Origin of the sequence: Lysinibacillus sp. FSL M8-0337 (assembly GCF_038593855.1) — a bacterium.
Classification (GTDB): domain Bacteria; phylum Bacillota; class Bacilli; order Bacillales_A; family Planococcaceae; genus Lysinibacillus; species Lysinibacillus sphaericus_D.
Genome location: NZ_CP151996.1, coordinates 1,679,521 through 1,698,034, shown reverse-complemented (window position 1 = coordinate 1,698,034; position 18,514 = coordinate 1,679,521). Strand labels below are relative to the sequence as shown.

The 18,514-nt window shown below is 38.6% G+C and carries 13 protein-coding genes and 1 other RNA gene; all 14 read right to left on the bottom strand.

Annotated features, from left to right (window positions below; translation table 11 throughout):
* Positions 1 to 4: 4 nt before the first annotated feature.
* Positions 5 to 1,375: an ethanolamine ammonia-lyase subunit EutB gene (locus tag MKY08_RS07850; RefSeq protein WP_069511556.1), complete on the bottom strand. Its 1,371-nt coding sequence runs from the start codon at positions 1,373 to 1,375 to the stop codon at positions 5 to 7.
* 5 nt (positions 1,376 to 1,380) lie between these two features.
* Positions 1,381 to 2,802, bottom strand: a complete 1,422-nt coding sequence (locus MKY08_RS07845; RefSeq protein WP_069511558.1) for an ethanolamine ammonia-lyase reactivating factor EutA — start codon at positions 2,800 to 2,802, stop codon at positions 1,381 to 1,383.
* 20 nt (positions 2,803 to 2,822) lie between these two features.
* Positions 2,823 to 3,320 (bottom strand): EutP/PduV family microcompartment system protein, encoded by a 498-nt coding sequence (locus tag MKY08_RS07840; protein WP_069511560.1) that lies wholly within the window; start codon positions 3,318 to 3,320, stop codon positions 2,823 to 2,825.
* Between the two features lie 10 nt (positions 3,321 to 3,330).
* On the bottom strand, positions 3,331 to 3,672 hold the full coding sequence (locus MKY08_RS07835) for a BMC domain-containing protein (RefSeq protein WP_024363381.1): 342 nt from the start codon (positions 3,670 to 3,672) through the stop codon (positions 3,331 to 3,333).
* Positions 3,673 to 3,691: 19 nt separating this feature from the next.
* Entirely contained in the window at positions 3,692 to 4,936 is a 1,245-nt protein-coding gene (eutH, locus tag MKY08_RS07830; protein WP_069511562.1) for an ethanolamine utilization protein EutH, read from the bottom strand.
* A gap of 84 nt (positions 4,937 to 5,020) precedes the next feature.
* Positions 5,021 to 5,599, bottom strand: a complete 579-nt coding sequence (locus tag MKY08_RS07825; protein WP_069511564.1) for a response regulator — start codon at positions 5,597 to 5,599, stop codon at positions 5,021 to 5,023.
* Positions 5,592 to 6,998 carry a histidine kinase N-terminal domain-containing protein gene (locus tag MKY08_RS07820; protein ID WP_069511566.1) on the bottom strand — a complete coding sequence of 469 codons (1,407 nt, stop codon included), beginning with the start codon at positions 6,996 to 6,998 and terminating at the stop codon, positions 5,592 to 5,594. The genes MKY08_RS07825 and MKY08_RS07820 overlap by 8 nt, the downstream gene beginning before the upstream one ends.
* 278 nt (positions 6,999 to 7,276) lie before the next feature.
* Positions 7,277 to 9,184: an ATP-dependent DNA helicase gene (locus tag MKY08_RS07815; protein WP_069511568.1), complete on the bottom strand. Its 1,908-nt coding sequence runs from the start codon at positions 9,182 to 9,184 to the stop codon at positions 7,277 to 7,279.
* A gap of 84 nt (positions 9,185 to 9,268) precedes the next feature.
* Positions 9,269 to 10,405: a class I SAM-dependent RNA methyltransferase gene (locus MKY08_RS07810; protein ID WP_025219161.1), complete on the bottom strand. Its 1,137-nt coding sequence runs from the start codon at positions 10,403 to 10,405 to the stop codon at positions 9,269 to 9,271.
* 3 nt (positions 10,406 to 10,408) lie between these two features.
* Positions 10,409 to 12,148, bottom strand: a complete 1,740-nt coding sequence (locus MKY08_RS07805; RefSeq protein WP_024363375.1) for a GGDEF domain-containing phosphodiesterase — start codon at positions 12,146 to 12,148, stop codon at positions 10,409 to 10,411.
* 280 nt (positions 12,149 to 12,428) lie between these two features.
* Positions 12,429 to 12,807, bottom strand: an RNA gene (gene rnpB / locus MKY08_RS07800) — RNase P RNA component class B.
* Between the two features lie 59 nt (positions 12,808 to 12,866).
* Positions 12,867 to 13,166, bottom strand: a complete 300-nt coding sequence (gpsB, locus tag MKY08_RS07795; RefSeq protein WP_069511570.1) for a cell division regulator GpsB — start codon at positions 13,164 to 13,166, stop codon at positions 12,867 to 12,869.
* A gap of 121 nt (positions 13,167 to 13,287) precedes the next feature.
* Positions 13,288 to 14,535, bottom strand: a complete 1,248-nt coding sequence (locus MKY08_RS07790) for a ribonuclease H-like domain-containing protein (protein ID WP_069511572.1) — start codon at positions 14,533 to 14,535, stop codon at positions 13,288 to 13,290.
* A gap of 578 nt (positions 14,536 to 15,113) precedes the next feature.
* On the bottom strand, positions 15,114 to 18,419 hold the full coding sequence (locus MKY08_RS07785; RefSeq protein WP_069511574.1) for an InlB B-repeat-containing protein: 3,306 nt from the start codon (positions 18,417 to 18,419) through the stop codon (positions 15,114 to 15,116).
* Between the last annotated feature and the right edge of the window lie 95 nt (positions 18,420 to 18,514).

Genomic DNA, 18,514 nt, shown 5'->3' with positions numbered 1-18,514 from the left:
TCACCTACCTTTCAAATATCGATAAATCGCCAGCTCTAGCTGAAAGACGACCATTTTCGTAAATGCCCATTTTTTCTAACCAAGCTAAATATTCAGGTGCTGGTGTTTTACCAAATGTTTGGAGTAATGTTGCCACATCATGGAAGCTCATAGACTGATAGTTCAGCATAATATCGTCTCCCATCGGTGCGGCAATAATAAAGTTCACACCAGCTGCAGTGAGTAACACACTTAAATCTTCCACATCATTTTGGTCAGCCTTAATATGATTGGTATAACAAATATCAACGCCCATTGGAATGCCGTGCATTTTACCCATAAAATGATCTTCTAACCCTGCCCGAATAACTTGCTTGTTGTTATATAAATATTCAGGGCCAATAAAGCCAACAACTGTGTTGACTATGTACGGATTAAAATGTCTAGCAAATCCATAGTTGCGTGATTCCAGTGTTACTTGGTCTATGCCCATATGTGCTTCAGCCGAAAGCTCGGAACCTTGCCCAGTTTCAAAGTAAAATAAATTTGGGCCAGTTCCTGTTCCCTGTTTCTTCACCAGTTCCTCTGCTTCTCGAATTAAGTCAGCAGAAATCCCAAACGAACGGTTTGCAATTTCTGTCCCCGCAATACTTTGGAAAATCATATCGGCAGGAGCTCCTTGCTTAATGGCCTTCATTTGTGTTGTAATATGAGCCAATACACAGTTCTGCGTTGGAATCGACCAATCAGTGATAAATTCTTTTGTCGCATGTAACACCTTTTTAACGCTTTCGACCGAATCATCTACTGGGTTAATGCCGATAACTGCATCACCAATTCCATAGGACAATCCCTCTTTTAATGAGGCAATAATGCCATCAATATTATCTGTTGGGTGGTTCGGCTGTAGTCTTGAAGACAGCGTGCCCTTTTGCCCTATCGTAATATTGCAAGTTGATAGTATTTCTACTTTATTGGCTGCATGAACAAGGTCCAAGTTCGACATCAATTTCGTAACGGCTGCAATAACTTCTGAATTCATGCCTTTGCTTAAACGTTTTAATTCTCGATCACCTGTATCATTCGATAAAATGTATTCTCGAAGCTGTTCAATACTCCAGTTTTTTATTTCGCTATATATTTGTTCATTAATATCGCCTTCAATAATGCGTGTCACTTCATCATTTTCAGCTGGAACTAGCGGATTCTCACGTATATCTTTGACTAACAACTCACTTAAAACAGCTTTTGCTGCAATTCGTTGTTGAACAGATTCAGCAGCAATCCCTGCTAGCTGATCTCCAGATTTTTCTTCATTGGCTTTAGCCATCACATCTTTTAATGAATGAAAATTATATTTTTCTCCACCAAATATCACCGATAGATTCACGTTCATCCTCCTTACTTTGAGTGGAAAGCAAGTGTTTTCACTACAATGGGGACAACACCAGAAGGTAGCACTTCCCCAATGTCAATGTAATCGCCTGTTTCTACTTTAATTTGATCGATGCATAGGATAGGAACTGCTGGATTAATGGCTTGTAGCGTTTGCCCTATGACCTTTGCATAATCTGATTGAATGACTATGATAATTGGTATGTCCTTGGCGCTTCTTGTTCCTAAGTATCGTAAAATGGCCTCGCACAATGCATGGACATCATCAAAACTTAAATACGGTAACTCACTAAAATAAAGTGCAAAGGGAGAGCGGTGATCATCCAGTGAAAAAAGGGCGTCTGCTCTGTCCACTGCTGTCTTTACTATTTGCTCAAACGCCTTCGTTGCTACATTTGCGCAATTAAATACAGGAATATTTTTCAACGGTAATACGTCCGCATCAACTTGTATCGTTGCACCACTAATTTCTGTTGTTTGAGTTCCTGCTCCAGTCACTGTAGCGCGAGCAGTTTCCTGCGGCTGTAACCATAAAAATGATTGAAGTTGCTCATGTTGTAGAAGCATGTTCGCTAGTTTTTCACCAATATCATCATATTGGCGCTGCGAACAATCATGATCATAAATGCAAGAAGCTACACCACCTGAAAAAACGATTGCATCCACAGGCTTATGCCAATTTGGTAAATGACCTAACAGTAATGGATGTTGAGCATCTTGTAGTTGTCCGCTTAACGTGTTAGCTAAAAAGTCCGCCATTTCTTCAATCAATTGCACAACACGCGCGTCTTCTGCAGAGTCACCTACTTGTAATGGATTAGACCAATGCTTCATTAATTGCTTTATAGGCGGTGAGATGGAATAGACTTTGCCATGTTGGAATTCAATTAATCTACCGCCAACATGCAAGGTGCATGTACCGATCACTTCACCGAACTGCATCACTGCAATATTCGCCGTACCGCCACCAATATCAATATTGGCGATTACTTTAGCTGTGTTTTTGGACTGTTGGACAGTCCCTGCCCCTTTTGCAGCAATAATCCCTTCTAAATCAGGACCCGCAGTGGCAACTAAAAACTGCCCAGCTGCATCTGCAATGGTATGGACAACCTCTTTAGCATTTTCTTTCGTAGCGGATTCACCTGTAATAATAATGGCGCCTGTTGAAATATCCGCTGGTGAAATTTGAGCCAATTGATATTGCTGAAATATAAATTTTTCTATTTGTTCCATATCAATAATGTCTTTCGTAACAAACGGTGTTTTAATAATGGGACTTTGATGCAACACCGTTTTTTCAATAATTTCTATTCGTGGCACATGGGTCACCCCAGCAACGTTTTTCAACAGAAAACTACTGACAACCATCTTTGTTGTACTTGTCCCAATATCAATGCCTGCACTATAAATTTTTTCTGTCTTCAACCTATACCTCCTCTATGCCACTATGGGCAATATATGAGATAGGGACTATCACGGTCCTTGACAAACTGGCGAATTTCTTCATCTGACCGAAGTTGAATAAGTGGTGCAATCAACTCAATGCCAAGCTTTTGCCATGCTGATGTTTTCACAATTGGACCGTGCGTCATCACATTTTTCAACAATGCTGTTGCTCTTTCTACATCTGCAAGGGGTGCATCAATTTTGGTAATGACACCAATTTGAATTTTGGGTATGCCCAAGCTAAACTGTGGAGGAAAAACACTCCTTGATGACGTGGCATCTTGCAAATAAATCACATGTGTTACTTCAAGTGATGTTGCCATAATATTTCTGTAGTACATTGGATTTTCTATATATTCTCCAGGTGTATCAACAATCCAGTCATCAAATACGAGTGCTTGGGTTTTAATAGCTTGTCTATCTTTGCCTAATAACGCATTCATTAGCGTTGATTTACCAGCTTGCACACCACCTATTATCATTACTCGATTTTTCATTTGACACATCCTATGACTTCGTTATTTTAGATGGCGTATAACCGAGCATTTCCGATAAAAAACGATTGATTTCCAACATCGCCATTTCTACTTCAGATACACTGCCAACAATAACGAGACTACCTGTAAAACGGTCTAAAAAACCTAGTTTTACATTGGCTGCCTTTGTCGCTAAATCCCCAGCAATAATAACTGTTTCGCTCGGTGTACAAGTCATAATGCCGAGTGCACCCGCTTCTTGAATGCCAAGCTTTTGAAACATATCTGGATCGGGATTTGCAATTAGATGACTCAATGTTAGTTGCTTACCCGGCACAAACTCCTGAATAAAACGTTTCTTTTCCTCACTCACATATCATCACCTCTTTCTATCAAGACTTTTGATCTGTTAAATATTCTCCCTCTTTAATAATGCCTGCCTTACGATCCTCTTGTTCTAGTTTCAATGCGGTCGGTACTGATAGCTTGTAAGCTAAAATAATGGCAAGCACCCCTGCTAACAGCTTTCCTGCAATAACAGGTAATATAATCGTTGGTTGGAAATTAGCCGTAAAGGATAAATGGTCGCCTAACAGGAATGCTGAACAAACCCCGAAAGCAATGTTGATTACTTTATCTTTTGGTGGCATCTGACGAACAAGTGTAAACATGGCCAAAATATTAGCACTTGTCGCTAAAATCCCTGCGCTTCCTACTGAAGAAAGACCTAATTTCTTCCCTGCTGTTTCAAGCGGTTTAGAAGCATATTTTCTTATTAAGTACACCATTGGGAATGCACCCGCTAACATAATACCGATATAACCAGCCGTTTCTAATGCGCGGAATTGGTCGACACTATCTGCCATGATGGGATCAAAGCCCCATGCCCCAAAAATCTTAGTAAAAATGCCTGTAAAAATTTCTACAATAGAGAATACAAGCACAAGCTTAATACCTGCATCCATCACACGACCGAAAATCATAAACCCTTTGATCATGCCATTCGGGATAAGCTTTAGCCCTATTGCAATTAAAATAACGAAAATAAATAACGGTAATAAATTAAGTAATATTTGTAAAATAGAAATGGCAAACACATAAGTTGGTGCAGATGTTGTACTAATCACTTCACGAACCTCTGTGTTAAACATCACAATCATAATCGACGAAATAAATGCACCAATCGGAATAGTTAATACGCCTGCCATAATGCCTAATGCCATATACTTATGATCACGCTTGTCTAACATCGCAAGCCCCATTGGAATCGAGAATACAATGGTTGCACCTGACATAAACCCAACGACAAGCGCCATCACCCATCCTTCATACGACTCTTTTAAAGCATTTGCTAATTGATAGCCCCCCATGTCCGACGCTAAAATTGCTGTAGCTGCAATTGCTGGGTCAGCTCCAATCAATTCAAAAATCGGACTAATAAAATGACTAATAAACCACGTTAAGTAAGGTATAGCTGCCATGATTCCTGCCGCTGGTACAAAAATATGACCTACTGTATGGAGTCCATTCATAAATTCTTTACCAATTCCATACTCTGCATCTCGAATCGCTCCGATTGCCCCTAAAACTGCACAAATCATAATAATATAAACGATGATCGTTCCTATCATTGCCATCCTACTTATCCCCCCTTTGATTTTGATAAATATATATAAAAAAAAGACGCATTAAAGAAAAATTCTCTTTAAAGCGTCTTTGCTTCATCTATTTACTTGTAATGTATTTATAATTCGTTTTGCAATTGTTACCATTTCCTGTTGACTTTGCATACTCTCATTGCGAATTTTTTTATAAGCCTCGTCTTCACTAAGATTTTCTGCTTGCATCAGTAAACCTTTCGCTCGTTCGATGACTTTTCGCTTTTCTATTTCGCTTTGCTTATGCAATAATTCTCCGTTTAAGCGGTTAAATTTATCGATTTGATGAAACGCCACTTCCAACGCTGGTAGGACATTTTTCTCAGAAAACGGTTTCATAACATACCCTAAAATATTATCCTGTTTCATGTACAATAACAATTCTTTTTCACTATAAGCAGATATAAAAAGCACTGGTATACCGAGCTGTTGTTCAATAATTTTACTCGCCTTTAGTCCATCTAGCTTCGGCATTTTGATGTCCATTAGTATTAGCTGAGGCTTATGTGTATAAGCTAGTTCAATTGCAGATTCGCCATTATTTGCCTGCGCTACTACTTCGTAACCATTATCTTCTAGCATAAACTTCAAATCAATTGCAATAAGTGATTCATCTTCGACAATCATAACTTTCCTAGTCATTTAGGATAAATACCTCCTCACTTACAGGAAACTGAATTTGAGTATGTGTACCTTGTTCACTAGGGATAATTGTAAATGTGCCAGCTAAATCATATTCAACAAGTCTTGTAATAATCTCCATTCCAAAAGATGCCTTCACCTCTTGCATCCCAACGCCGTTGTCGGAAATATGAAGTGAAATAAAAGATGCATCCTGAAGAAATTTTATATCAATGGTTCCTTCCTCACGATCGATAAAAGCATACTTTAAAGCATTTTGTAATAACTCACAAATAATTAATGCGAGTGAAACCGCCTTTTTAGCATGACAATATAGCTGTAGTTCATCATGATGGAAGATTAATTGAATGGCTGCTGTATGAGAAGTGCCAACCATTTTATACCCGATCTTTTTAGACAAAGCGATAACATCCACTTTTTCTTCCGCATTATCCTCATTTTCTAAAATAAGTTCGTAAACAGAAGAAATACTATAAATGCGGTTTAATGCTTCCTGAAAAGCACTTGCATTTGAAGCTGCTAGGTCATTGCGCATTTGCAGTCGCAATAAGCTTGTAACCGTTTGTAAATTATTTTTTACACGATGGTGAATTTCCCGTATAGCAAATGTTTTCATCATCAGTTCATTTTCTTTCAGCTTTAGCTCTGTTAGATCATGAATAATAAGCAGTGTCACTTTATCATTTTGACTGCGGATTGGAATCTTTTTCACAATAAAAGATTTACGATCAATCGTAATTTCTAAGAAAAAGACATCGTCGCCTTTATCGTAGACCTCTTGTAAAAAAGGCAATATTTTATCCAAAGCAATATTATCAAAATTTTCTAGTCCTGAAAGTTCCGTTATAAATCGGTATCCTGCAGGATTGCTATAAATGACCTTATTTTCATGATTTGTCAGAATAATTGACTCTACTAATAAATCAGATACAACTGGAATTGGCTGCGCGTTGGGTTCGACGATATGCTCAATTAATGCAAAAGGCATATTTTGAAAATCATCCTTTGGTGCAGTTTGCATCTTAACCTTTTTTTCTTGAATCAACACGGCGATAACCTGTCCATCATCATTAAAGAGGGGGACAACGTTTTGTTCTACAGTTAGACCTTCCTGTGTGATTGCTCTCGAAATGGATGATCTTTCTTTATGCTTAAAAGCTGCAAATACTGCTGGCTCGAAGCTTTCAAAGACAAATTTTCCAATCACTGATTTTTCGTATAAACCAATTTCTTTTGTAGGGAATGCCTCTGCTACAACAATTGCATGTGGTAAATTTTCCATCATACAATCTATAAACATATAGCAATCTGTCAACTCAGCATAATAAGATAGTGTAGTTTCTATTTCTACTAACTTCTCGATATCCTTACCTGATAAGCTTGTATATTTACTACACAACGATTGAATGCTCGACAGGTCCACCCCCTATCATAGAATACTCAACAGTGATTGTGACTATTCCTTAAAATTTCTTGTCATCATTATAAACCTTTTGCAAAATTATTTTCAAGAAGAAAAATTTTTATATTTAATAAAATTCATTGCATTACAAAGAACTATATAGTTTAAAACAGAAATATTCAACACTTTTTTCGACAATCTCTAAAAGCGACACAATAATTATTATTTTAAAATAACAAAAAGCGAGTTTGCGCCAATGGCAAACTCGCTTTTTGTTACTTTATTTCTGGTGTCACTGCTAAAATATTTTCAAATGTTTTCTGCTGTTTCGCTTCTTCCTCATTTAACAATATATGAATATCGCCATGATCATTCGATGTGCGAATTAATCGTCCCATTCCTTGTTGCAAACGCAATTGCATAAATGGTAACTCTACTTCTTCATACGGATTTTCAGCAAACGTCCGTTTTGCGTCAAATAATGGATCATGTGGTGGGAAAGGCAAGTCATAAATGATAACACGTGTTAGCGCCTCTTCTGGCAAATCTAAACCTTCCCATAAATGGTAGGAGCATAGCGTTTTGACAGTATCTTCTTGGAAATCACGAACAATAGCTGATAGTTCACGATCTCCTTCAAACGCCACATACATGCGCTCCATTAGCGGTAATTCTGCTTTAAAGTTTAACATCGCTTGTTTTGATTTGAATAATATTAATGTTTTCTCACCGTCTCGCAACAATTGTTGGACACGGGCTGTTTTATTATTTTGAGATAGCTCATGTAAATAAATTCTCATCACTGCTTCATAATCAAATGGTGATGGAACTGAGAAAGATTGGTAATTATGGATACCAAGACTATAAGCAATATACGAGAAATCCTTATTGACAGATAATGTTGCAGAAGAAAATACGATTGGAAGCTTTTTAGAGAATAACTTTTCTTCTAAAACTTCTGTAATCAGTCGTGGCATAATAACCAGTGTTTCTTCACCATCTGTTTCCTCTAACCAGTCAACAGCATCACCTTGTGCCGTAAAAATGCGAAGTGACGCTTGATATTGCTCCAAATATTCTTCTGCCATATTTAACTCATACTCTGGAATCATATACATTTCTGATTCAAAAACAAATTCTTCTAGAAGTACATCTACATCGGCAATCAATTGTTTACCATACTTTAAAAGTGTTGCAGATTTATTAATACGCTTCCGTTCTTCCTCAGACGCCACAATATCATCACGTAACTGATCGAAAAATAGTTCGTGATCGTCTTGCAATTTTTCCATTGCATACAAAGTTCGTTCACGTACCCCATCTACCATTAAACGCTCTAACAGAGGGACAATCGTCGTTGCCTGCACCTTATATGTCATTGCCTTTTGCGCCGCATATTCCAATAAATGCCCTTCATCTAGCACCATCATTGATACTTCAGGAAGTAACGCTAATTGCCCTTCACGTTCACGGGACTCTTTCGTTGCTAAATGCTCCATTAAAAAGTCTTGCGAACAAATAATTAAATCCGTTGATTTACGATAATGTGCACGATGTAATGTTTGGCCACAACGATTACGCAAATCACATACTGAACATTGCATGATTGCATTATAATTTACTTTATGCCAATCTTCATCACTAACCGTCGGATAATCACTGCGATCACCATATGGTTGCACTGCAATCATTGAGCCTTGTGCATATACACCATCGGGAATTGAAAAAGCAATATCATCGATCCACTCATCCGTTTCGACTTTTTCTGCTTCTTCGAAACGCTTTAAGCATAAATATTGATCACGTGATTTTGCTAAACGGACATCAATTTCTAAACCGAGTGTTTTTTGTAATTTATAAATATCGCCGCCCTCTTTCACGAGCTGGTCGATTAATGTTTCATCTGCACAGGCAATGAGCGCTGGCTTACCTGTATAGCGTGCATAGGATACAGCCGGCAGTAAATAAGCAATCGTTTTTCCTGTTCCTACTCCAGCTTCAGCAAATAACACATTTTTTTCTTTTAGCGCCTGTTCAATTTGATAGGCCATGAAAATTTGCTCATCACGGCATTCAAATCCTTTTTCTGGTAATTCATCATAAAGGACATCGCCCATCCAGTCACCTAATGACTCGAAAAATGAGCGATCCTTCGTTAATGCAAATGGTAAAGATTTACGCAATTGACGTTCCCCCTCATACAATCTGTTCCTATTATACGCGACGAAACGGAAGATAAGAAAAAATCTTATCTTCCGTTATTCTAGTTAGTCTCTCTTGGACTTTTGTCCCCAATATTGATAATAATTCGTTTCAATAAAACCATTGAATAATTTACGTTTTTTTGTTGTTTGACGACCGTATAATTCTTCGAAGTTTTTCATGGAGGATAGCATGTATACCGACCAAGTTGGGTAGTTTTTCATGACTTGTCCTAAATCACGAATTACTTGTTCCACAACTTCTACATCGCCTATACGCTCTCCATATGGAGGGTTCCCAATCATTACACCATCTGTTAGCTGTGTTGTAAAATCACGAGCTTGCATTTGTTTAAACGTAATAATATCCCCAAATCCTGCTTCTAGCGCATTTTCTTGTGCAATACTTACCATGCGGTGGTCAATATCTGATCCAATTATTTCAAGTGGTTGGTCATAGTTGGCTATACTATCCGCTTCATCTCGCACAGCATCCCAAATTTTCGCTTTCATCCACGGCCAACTTTCAGAAATAAATTCTCGATTATAACCTGGTGCAATATTTTGTCCATACATTGCTGCTTCTAGGGCAATTGTACCTGAACCACAAAATGGATCGACAAACGGACGGTTCGGATTCCATTTAGAAATCTGAACAAGTGCAGCGGCTAATGTTTCTTTTAGCGGTGCTTCCCCTTGCGCTTGTCGGTAGCCCCGCTTATGTAAGCCAGCGCCAGAAGTATCAATAGTAAGTGTAGCCACATCTTTTAAGATTGAAACTTCGATTTTGTATGTTGCCCCTGATTCATCTAAAAAACCAAGGCGTTTGTAATGCTGCTTCATGCGTTCTACAATTGCTTTTTTGGTAATCGCTTGGCAATCTGGCACACTAAATAATTTAGATTTTACTGATTTCCCTGAAACAGGGAAAGATGCATCCACCGGTAAATATTTTTCCCATGGTAATGCCTTCACACTTTCAAACAATTGTTCAAAAGACTTTGCAGGAAATTGTCCTACAACAATTTTTACTCGATCTGCTACACGTAACCATAAGTTGGCACGAGCAATGGCCGTTTCATCACCCTCAAAATAAACTTTGCCATTTTCGACTGTCGTTGTATAACCGAGTGCCTGTACTTCTTGTGCTACAATCGCTTCTAAGCCCATTGCAGCCGTTGCGACTAATTTATAGTTTGCCATACATTATTTCCTTCCTTGATGTTCAATTTCCCAATACTCAATATACTCCAGCAATTCGGGAAGTGGTAATGGTTTGCTGTAATAATAGCCTTGGATAATATCACAGTTCATTTTCCGTAGTATATCCACTTGTTGCGCTTGTTCTACACCTTCTGCTACAACTTTCATTTTTAGACGATGTGACATTTGAATAATAGCATCTACAACTGCCTGTTTTTCATCGAGCGAGCAAATATGCTGAATAAAGCTACGGTCGATTTTTAAACAGTCGAGTGGGAATCGAACTAAATAGCTCAATGATGAATAGCCTGTACCAAAGTCATCAATAGAGATTTTAAAGCCAAGCTGCTTTAAACGGACAAGCTTGCTTACCGTTTCCGTTGCACTATTCATAACAGTGCGTTCTGTAACCTCTATTTCAAAATTATTGGCAGAGGTGTTATAACGTTCTAATATTGTTTGAATGGACTCTAAAAAGTTTTGCTGTTTAAAATGAATGCTCGAAATATTGATAGCAATCGGTATTTTGCGACCAAATTGTTGTAACTTAGCTGCAGCTTCACATGCTTTCTCAATAATTACTTCACTTAAAGGAATGATAAGGCCCGTTTCTTCCGCATAAGGAATAAATTCTGCAGGTGATACAAAGCCAAGTCGCTCATTATTCCAGCGAACAAGCGCCTCTAGTCCTTGTATATGTTCGTTTTCCAACATAATTTTAGGTTGGAAATGCAACTCAAATTCACGATTTTCAATCGCTCTACGCAATTCAGAATCTAACAAAAGAACGCGCTGCGTGTCTGTTTGTAATTCATCAAAATAAAACGAATAGCCGTTAAGACCATTCTTTTTGGAATAGGTCATCGCCTTATCTGCACAAGTAATAAGTTGCTCGGATGTTTCGCCATCAGCCGGATACATACTTACGCCAATGCTTGTTGAAACAAAAATTTCTTGTCCATTAATGTTCATTGGCTGTTCCATAATAGCAATAATTTGCTCTGCAAATTTTGCTGCTTCGCGAACATTTTTTACATTCGTCAATGTGACGATAAATTCATCTCCACCGTATCTTGCAATGATATCTTTGTTTTTGAGCAATGTTTGAATACGTCTTGCTGCTTCTATCAGAATCGTATCTCCCACCGCATGCCCTAAAGTATCATTTATTTGTTTAAATCTGTCCAAATCCAAGAAATAGACAGCATGCTGTACTGAATGAGAAATAGTAGAAGACGATTCCAGTAAGCTATCCATTCTCTCAATATAAGCAAATCGATTCGATACATCTGTTAATGAATCAGTTAACAAACGTTTTTCTAGTTCATTTTCTACTATTTTTCTTTCAGATAAATCTGAGAAAATGCCACAATAGTTAGTAATTTCTCCACTATCATTCGTTATGCTAACAATTGTTAACCATTCAGGATACACATCTCCTGTTTTACGACGATTCCAAATTTCCCCTTGCCATATTCCTTCTTGTCGTATCTTTTCCCACATTGTCAAATAGAATGATAACTCATGTACACCTGACTGCAATACCGCGGGCGTTTTTCCTATCACTTCATCGCGTTTATAGCCTGTAACGAATTCAAATGCTGGATTAACCATCTCTATTTTTTTATGTTTATCCGTAATCATAATGCCTTCAGATACATTTTCAAAAATTTTCTTCAGTAAGGAAGTGGGGTATTTAGAAATCGAATTAATCTTATCCAGATTAGTAATTACTCCGCCCATATTTCCGCTCCATCCTATTTATCGATACTACCCTTATTTTTAGAAAAGCGCGTTCCTACTCATTTAGTAGGTATGTATGTCGCGTTCATACGATAACGGTGATGTTATAACTTCGAAGCGTATCGACAAAGGCACAATCCATGGTATTCACATTACCTCAGGCCTATATCGCGTATGACTAGACATCGTTAAGTAACAGTTACTTCTTTTATTAGTTCAAAAGAAAAGCTCTCCACCGAATTGGAGAGCGCTTGTTATTTCGTAGATAAGCATCAAAAAATTCAATAAGCCATGTTTTGTTCCCGAGTACTCAAACAGCTTACGCCTCGTACGACCGGGTAGTAATCATCTATCTACAGAGCGAACTCTGTCCCTCTATCCGTTCAATTCCTTCAAGAGAGTGCCCCTACCATAATTTGGGTTTCTCACTCGTGGGGTTTACCTCGTTCCACCTTGTATGTTTCCAAACAAGCTTCGTCACTGTGGCACTTTCAGGAAGTGTCGACCATATCCAATAGACTTAGGTCTTCCTTCCGCCGTCAGCTTTAAGCTGCCTTACCTTATTTTTTCAGTAAGCACGAACACTACGGCCATCGCAGAACCGTGTGAGCATGGACTTTCCTCTACGACGTCTAGCGCCGCAGCGATTACTCGAATTTCATGATGATACGAAGATTATACTAGACTTTTATGATAAATACAATGTAAATGATAAAAATTATTCGTAAAGTTTACTACCAAATACATGTTTTTCTAAATTTGAAAGACGTTTTAGAATATCAAAGTTGGTTGTACCCGCTGCGGATGCGGCTGGTTGTGGTTGTCTCTTTGGTATATTCTCGATTTCTTCTTTTAGTTGTCTATTCTCTTCTCTTAATTGAGCAACTACTTTTTCAAACGATTCATAATCTTGAATAATTTCATCAAGAAAAGAATCGACCTCTTCTACATTATAGCCTTTAAAATTTTTCTTAAATTCCTTTTCAAGAATCATTTTTGAAGTTAATTTAATGTCCATACACATCGCCCTTCCTCGCACTACATACACGAATTCATTATAGCATATTTCATAACATTATATCGTCTGAAAACATTAATTGTAAGGCTAAACTTGTCGTTTCTTGCGCTTCCCCGGGAAATTATTGCTTATTTCCTAATCTGTGCAATCTCTTTTCCCAAGAAATTTCCCATTTTTGTTTTTGTTCCATTCGCCAATCCTCAGTCGAAGTAATCAGTTGTATGCCTTCTAATGTATAAACAAGGGCCTGTTTCATATCTTTTAAGTGATGCTCATAGATTATGGCTAGTTGTTCTAGTGCCTGCAACTTTTTTCGTGGCTCTATAAAATGGAGTGAAGCAACGAAGGCATCAACTGCTTCGCTATACTGCTTATTTTTTTTAAGTTGCATGGCAAGATAAAATTGGGCATTTCCCGCTTCACGCGCATCAAATTGAGCTGTTACCTTTTCTAAAACGTTAACACTTTGTGGACGTTTCTTTAAATCAGCATACCATTTCCCGATATTCGTGTAGGTATTGGCTGATTCATCACTCGATTGTTCAAATAATAAGTAAGTGGAATGAACATACAAGGTAATGAGCGACAACAAATCCCACTCGTTATGAACAAGTACCTTCATAAGTGCATCTGGCACACCACTTTTCACAGCATCTAAGTAAATAATTGGCGCTAAGTGGCCTGGGATATCCCCAACGCGTGAGAAACCAAGCTTTTCTTCTTCTACTGATTTTAGTTTCAACCGCTCCATATCATTTTTCCATAATCGCTTCGAGCTATGCAATAAATCGATTTGGCGCTGGGTACGAAGTTTAGGTAAAACTTTTTGGTTGAGTGTCCAACGTGTTTCTAACTGTGGCCAGTCAAAGCTTTTGCCATTATACGTAATAATTGTCGCTGTTTTTTGCCAAAGCCTTGACTCAAACAGCAAGGCTGCTTCATGTGCTGGATCAGCTAAGACATATTGTGTTAATACAAAATCGTGTTTGGTCACTTCTAAAAAACCAAGAAGAAAAATTTGTGTTCCAACACCCTTTAATCCTGTCGTTTCTGTATCAAAAAACAGGACATTTTCATCCACATCTAATGCATAAGGATGATCAAAATCAGCGGATTGCCATTTAATTAGCGCGTCAAAAAATGACTGTAATGGATAATGACCGTGCTGATAATGGAAAGGATAATGTACTTGTCGCTTAAAAACAATACCAAACTCATTATCGATACGCGTAAGACCAGCTTTCTCCCACTGATTCACATAGTTTGGTATAACCGGCTTTTGATACGTTGATTGCTCATTAGCGACTGGTTTTTGCACCTTTTTTCCAAGCATTTTTTTCATCTGTAGTATTTTATTTTCGTAAGACATCGACTTCACTCATTTTCTGACTGTAAAATTTTTCAATACTTGTTAGCAAGCCATCCATTCCCTGCTATCAATTAAGGTGGAAAGCCTGTTGCCTAAGGAAACTTATTAAAATATATCAACTGTATAACCTTATAGATTACCTAGAATCTCTTATGCTACATACTATCATACCAAATCTAAACAACATAAAGGCGCATCGCACAATACTGAACCGATCATTGCCTCAAGCCGTTAGTCAAAAATGGTGTACGATAATCACATTACATTTTAGATATGGTGAAGAAAGCCAATGTTATCATACGTACCATAATGAATTGTTATGCAACGATTGTTGGCATATGAATATCTTCATTTATAAAAGCGTCCATACATTAATTTTTATACAAGCCTCTATTCTAGGTAGTTTCATAATGACAAAGCACTGTTTCAATTGTTTAACAATTATTCCAACCAAAAACGCTTTTAAGCCACTACTTCCCTCAATAATTAGATCCTCTAACACTATCATATTCAATCTTAATCATTAGTAAAGCACATCTTCTCACTTATGTAAAAAGAGAGAAGATGTGCTTCTTCTGTTAGCGATTCATCGCACGGGACATCAATGCAACAAATTGTGCCCGTGTCATAGGATCATTTGGTTTAAAGTAGCCATCATCCCCTAATGCAATTCCTTCTTGTTGTAAGGTCGCTATATAGTTGTAACTCCAATGTGTCGGTGACACGTCTTTAAAATGACTTGTACCATCTGGTGTTAGCTGTAACGCTTCTACAAGTACTTTAGCCATTTGGGCACGAGTCAGAAAGGCATCTGGATGAAATTCTCCATTTGAACCATCGACAATCCCTGCCTGATACAATTTCGTAATAGCTTCATAATATGGATGACTCGGCAAAACATCCTTAAATGGTACCGTCTCACGTATTGGTTCTAGCTCAAAAGCACGTGCAAACATAACGGCAATATGCTGACGTTTAATGTAATCATTCGGACGAAATGTTTTATCTGGATAGCCAGTAATAATTCCTTTTCTCGTCATGTCCTGAATCATCTCCCATGCCCAATGCGTTTTCGGAACATCAGAGAAAATAATTTCTTGCTCGATCTCTGGTTTTGATGGCTCAGTTTGTGGCGTTTCCACAGGATTACTTGGTTCCTTTGATGGCGTTTCTGGATTCTCTGGTACAGACGGCGTTGTTGGTATCGAAGATTGACCATCGCTACCAGATGAACTATTTACAAACCATTTTGCATAGAGCGTTGTATCTTTTGTCACCACATCTATCAGGAAGTCCCATTGTGTTGTCAAAGTATCGCTCTTATACCAGCCCGAAAACGTATAACCTGTTTTCGTTGGCGCTGTTGGGACTGTTGCTTTTTCGCCATATGTTGTAGGGATTGGGGCTACCGCAGTACCACCATTTGTGTTAAATGTCACCGTATAGCTTTTTGCTTCCCATTTCCCATACAGTGTTGTATCCTCTGTCACTGTTTCGGTCGCAAAATCCCACTTAGAAGTCATCGTTGCATCCTTGTACCAGCCAACAAATGTATAACCTGTTTTCGTTGGCGCTGTTGGGGCGGTTGCTTTTTCGCCATATGTTGTAGGGATTGGGGCTACCGCAGTGCCGCCATTTGTGTTAAATGTCAGCGTATAACTATTTGCGTCCCATTTCCCATACAACGTTGTATCCTCTGTCACTGTTTCGGTCGCAAAATCCCACTCGGTAGTCAACGGTGCATCCTTGTACCAGCCAGCAAATGTATAACCTGTTTTCGTTGGCGCTGTTGGGGCGGTTGCTTTTTCGCCATATGTTGTAGGGATTGGGGCTACCGCAGTGCCGCCATTTGTGTTAAATGTCAGCGTATAACTATTTGCGTCCCATTTCCCATACAACGTTGTATTCTCTGTCACTGTTTCGGTCGCAAAATCCCACTCCGTAGTCAACGGTGCATCCTTGTACCAGCCAGCAAATGTATAACCTGCTTTCGTTGGCGCTGTTGGTGCAATGATTTTGTCGCCATAAGAAATGGTTAAGTCTATTACTGGACTTCCACCATTGACATCAAAGCTGACCGTAAATGGTTTTGGCAATAATGTAACGGCTGAACTTGTTATTTGACCTAGTCCTGTTGCGTCAAATGATAACTGTGCGCCAGAAACATTCGCTGCATTCACTGACCCTAAATCGGAAAAGCTGACGATTCCCGCATTTGCTTTCGCTGTTAGCGTCCCCGTTAACATCCATGCGCCTGCGTCTTTTTTCGCCACGGTTATAACTTTTGTATAATCGTTGACACTTATATTTTCATAAGCATCATAAAGCGTCACTACAGGTTGTTGACTAAATATCCCTCCATTTATTGTGGGAGCTTTAAGATCTGTCGTTACCTTCATGCTAGCTGCACTTCCCGCAACTGGCGTAATCGTTAACGAATTCGTAGTAGCTGTGCTTACACCTAACACTATAAATCCGATTGACTGTGTCGTTGCTGCATTCAATTTCAAACTCACTGTAGCTACTCCGTTCGTGAAGCCTAAAGCGACTAATTGACTTGATGAAGTCAATGGTTGTCCATTTAAGTGACCAATTGAACCATTTGGTGCTTGATTGTAGCCAAAAATAGTAACATTTTTTATGCCATTAAATGTTGTATCTATATCTCCTAATGCATTTTTTACAGATAACGTAATCATATTATCGGAACCTACTGTTGGCGTATTGGATGCCACCGTAGCGTCCACTGTTTGTGCAGGTTTTGGAGTGAATTGTACACTAGTCGTGGCAGCAATGGCATTGCCATTAACAGTTGCACTGATTGTACTCGTACCAGCAGTACTAGGAGCAGTTAGAGTCGCTGTATAGGTACCATTGTTATGATTTGTGACAGTACCAATTGTCCCTAGTGTTGACAATATACTTACTGTCGCTCCACCAGTTGTAACATCATTTCCTTGCGCATCTTTCAACTTCACGGTTACAGTCGTCTGGCTTATTCCGTCCGCGAGCAGCGAATTATCATTAACAGTAACGGTGCTCTTTGCTAATGATGGTGGACCTGAGACAAATTGCACGCTAGCCGTTGTTGGTATCGCGCTACCACCGACACTTGCACTGATGCTACCAGTACCGATTGTCGTTGGAGCAGTTAGAGTTGCCGTATAGGTACCATTGTTATGATCTGTCACAGCACTAACCGTTCCTAATGATGACGCAATCGTTACAGCCTCTCCACCAGTAGTAATATTATTTCCTTGTGCATCTTTTAACTGGATAGTGACAGTCGTCTGGCTTGTCCCATCCGCTACAAGGCTAGTATTATTGATTGTCACTTGACTCTCTGTTGGGGATAGTGCGTAATCAGGAATCATATACGTTTTGAAAGTGAAATCTATTCCAATTGCTGGGGCGTACCCTCTTAAATACGCATCATTGTGACTTGTAAACCACCCAAAACCAGCACTGCCACCGTTTTCAGTAGAAACAACCATTCGATACATCGTTTCCCTCGTCAAATATGGTAATATGCTTGAAAAATCAACCGATGTCCAACCCGAGCCGAATGATGCTAATTGTGCAGAGCCAAGGGGTGTCGATAAATCCCCTTCCTTATAAATACTTACTTTTAATGCCCCAGGAGAACTCATGCTATCAAATATGCATATATCAATCTTGCTTAGTTGCCCAGAATAGAAAGGCGTAAATGTTTGATAGCGTGGATAATCAGAATTAACCCAAACATTACCAGAATAACTCGTCTGCTCTTGATCCAAAACATCAGAAGTAGCTGCTTTAGCACTTCCCCCAAAAAATAGAACTATACTTATTGTAACTACTACAAGTAATACAACCGATAGCCGAAATTGCTTTTGATTGTTCATCCGTGTCCCCCACTCTTTAACCTAAAATTGCCAGTTAAATATTTATCTTTTTTCTACTTTTTAATAATACTGATTTATGGCCTAATAGAAAATAT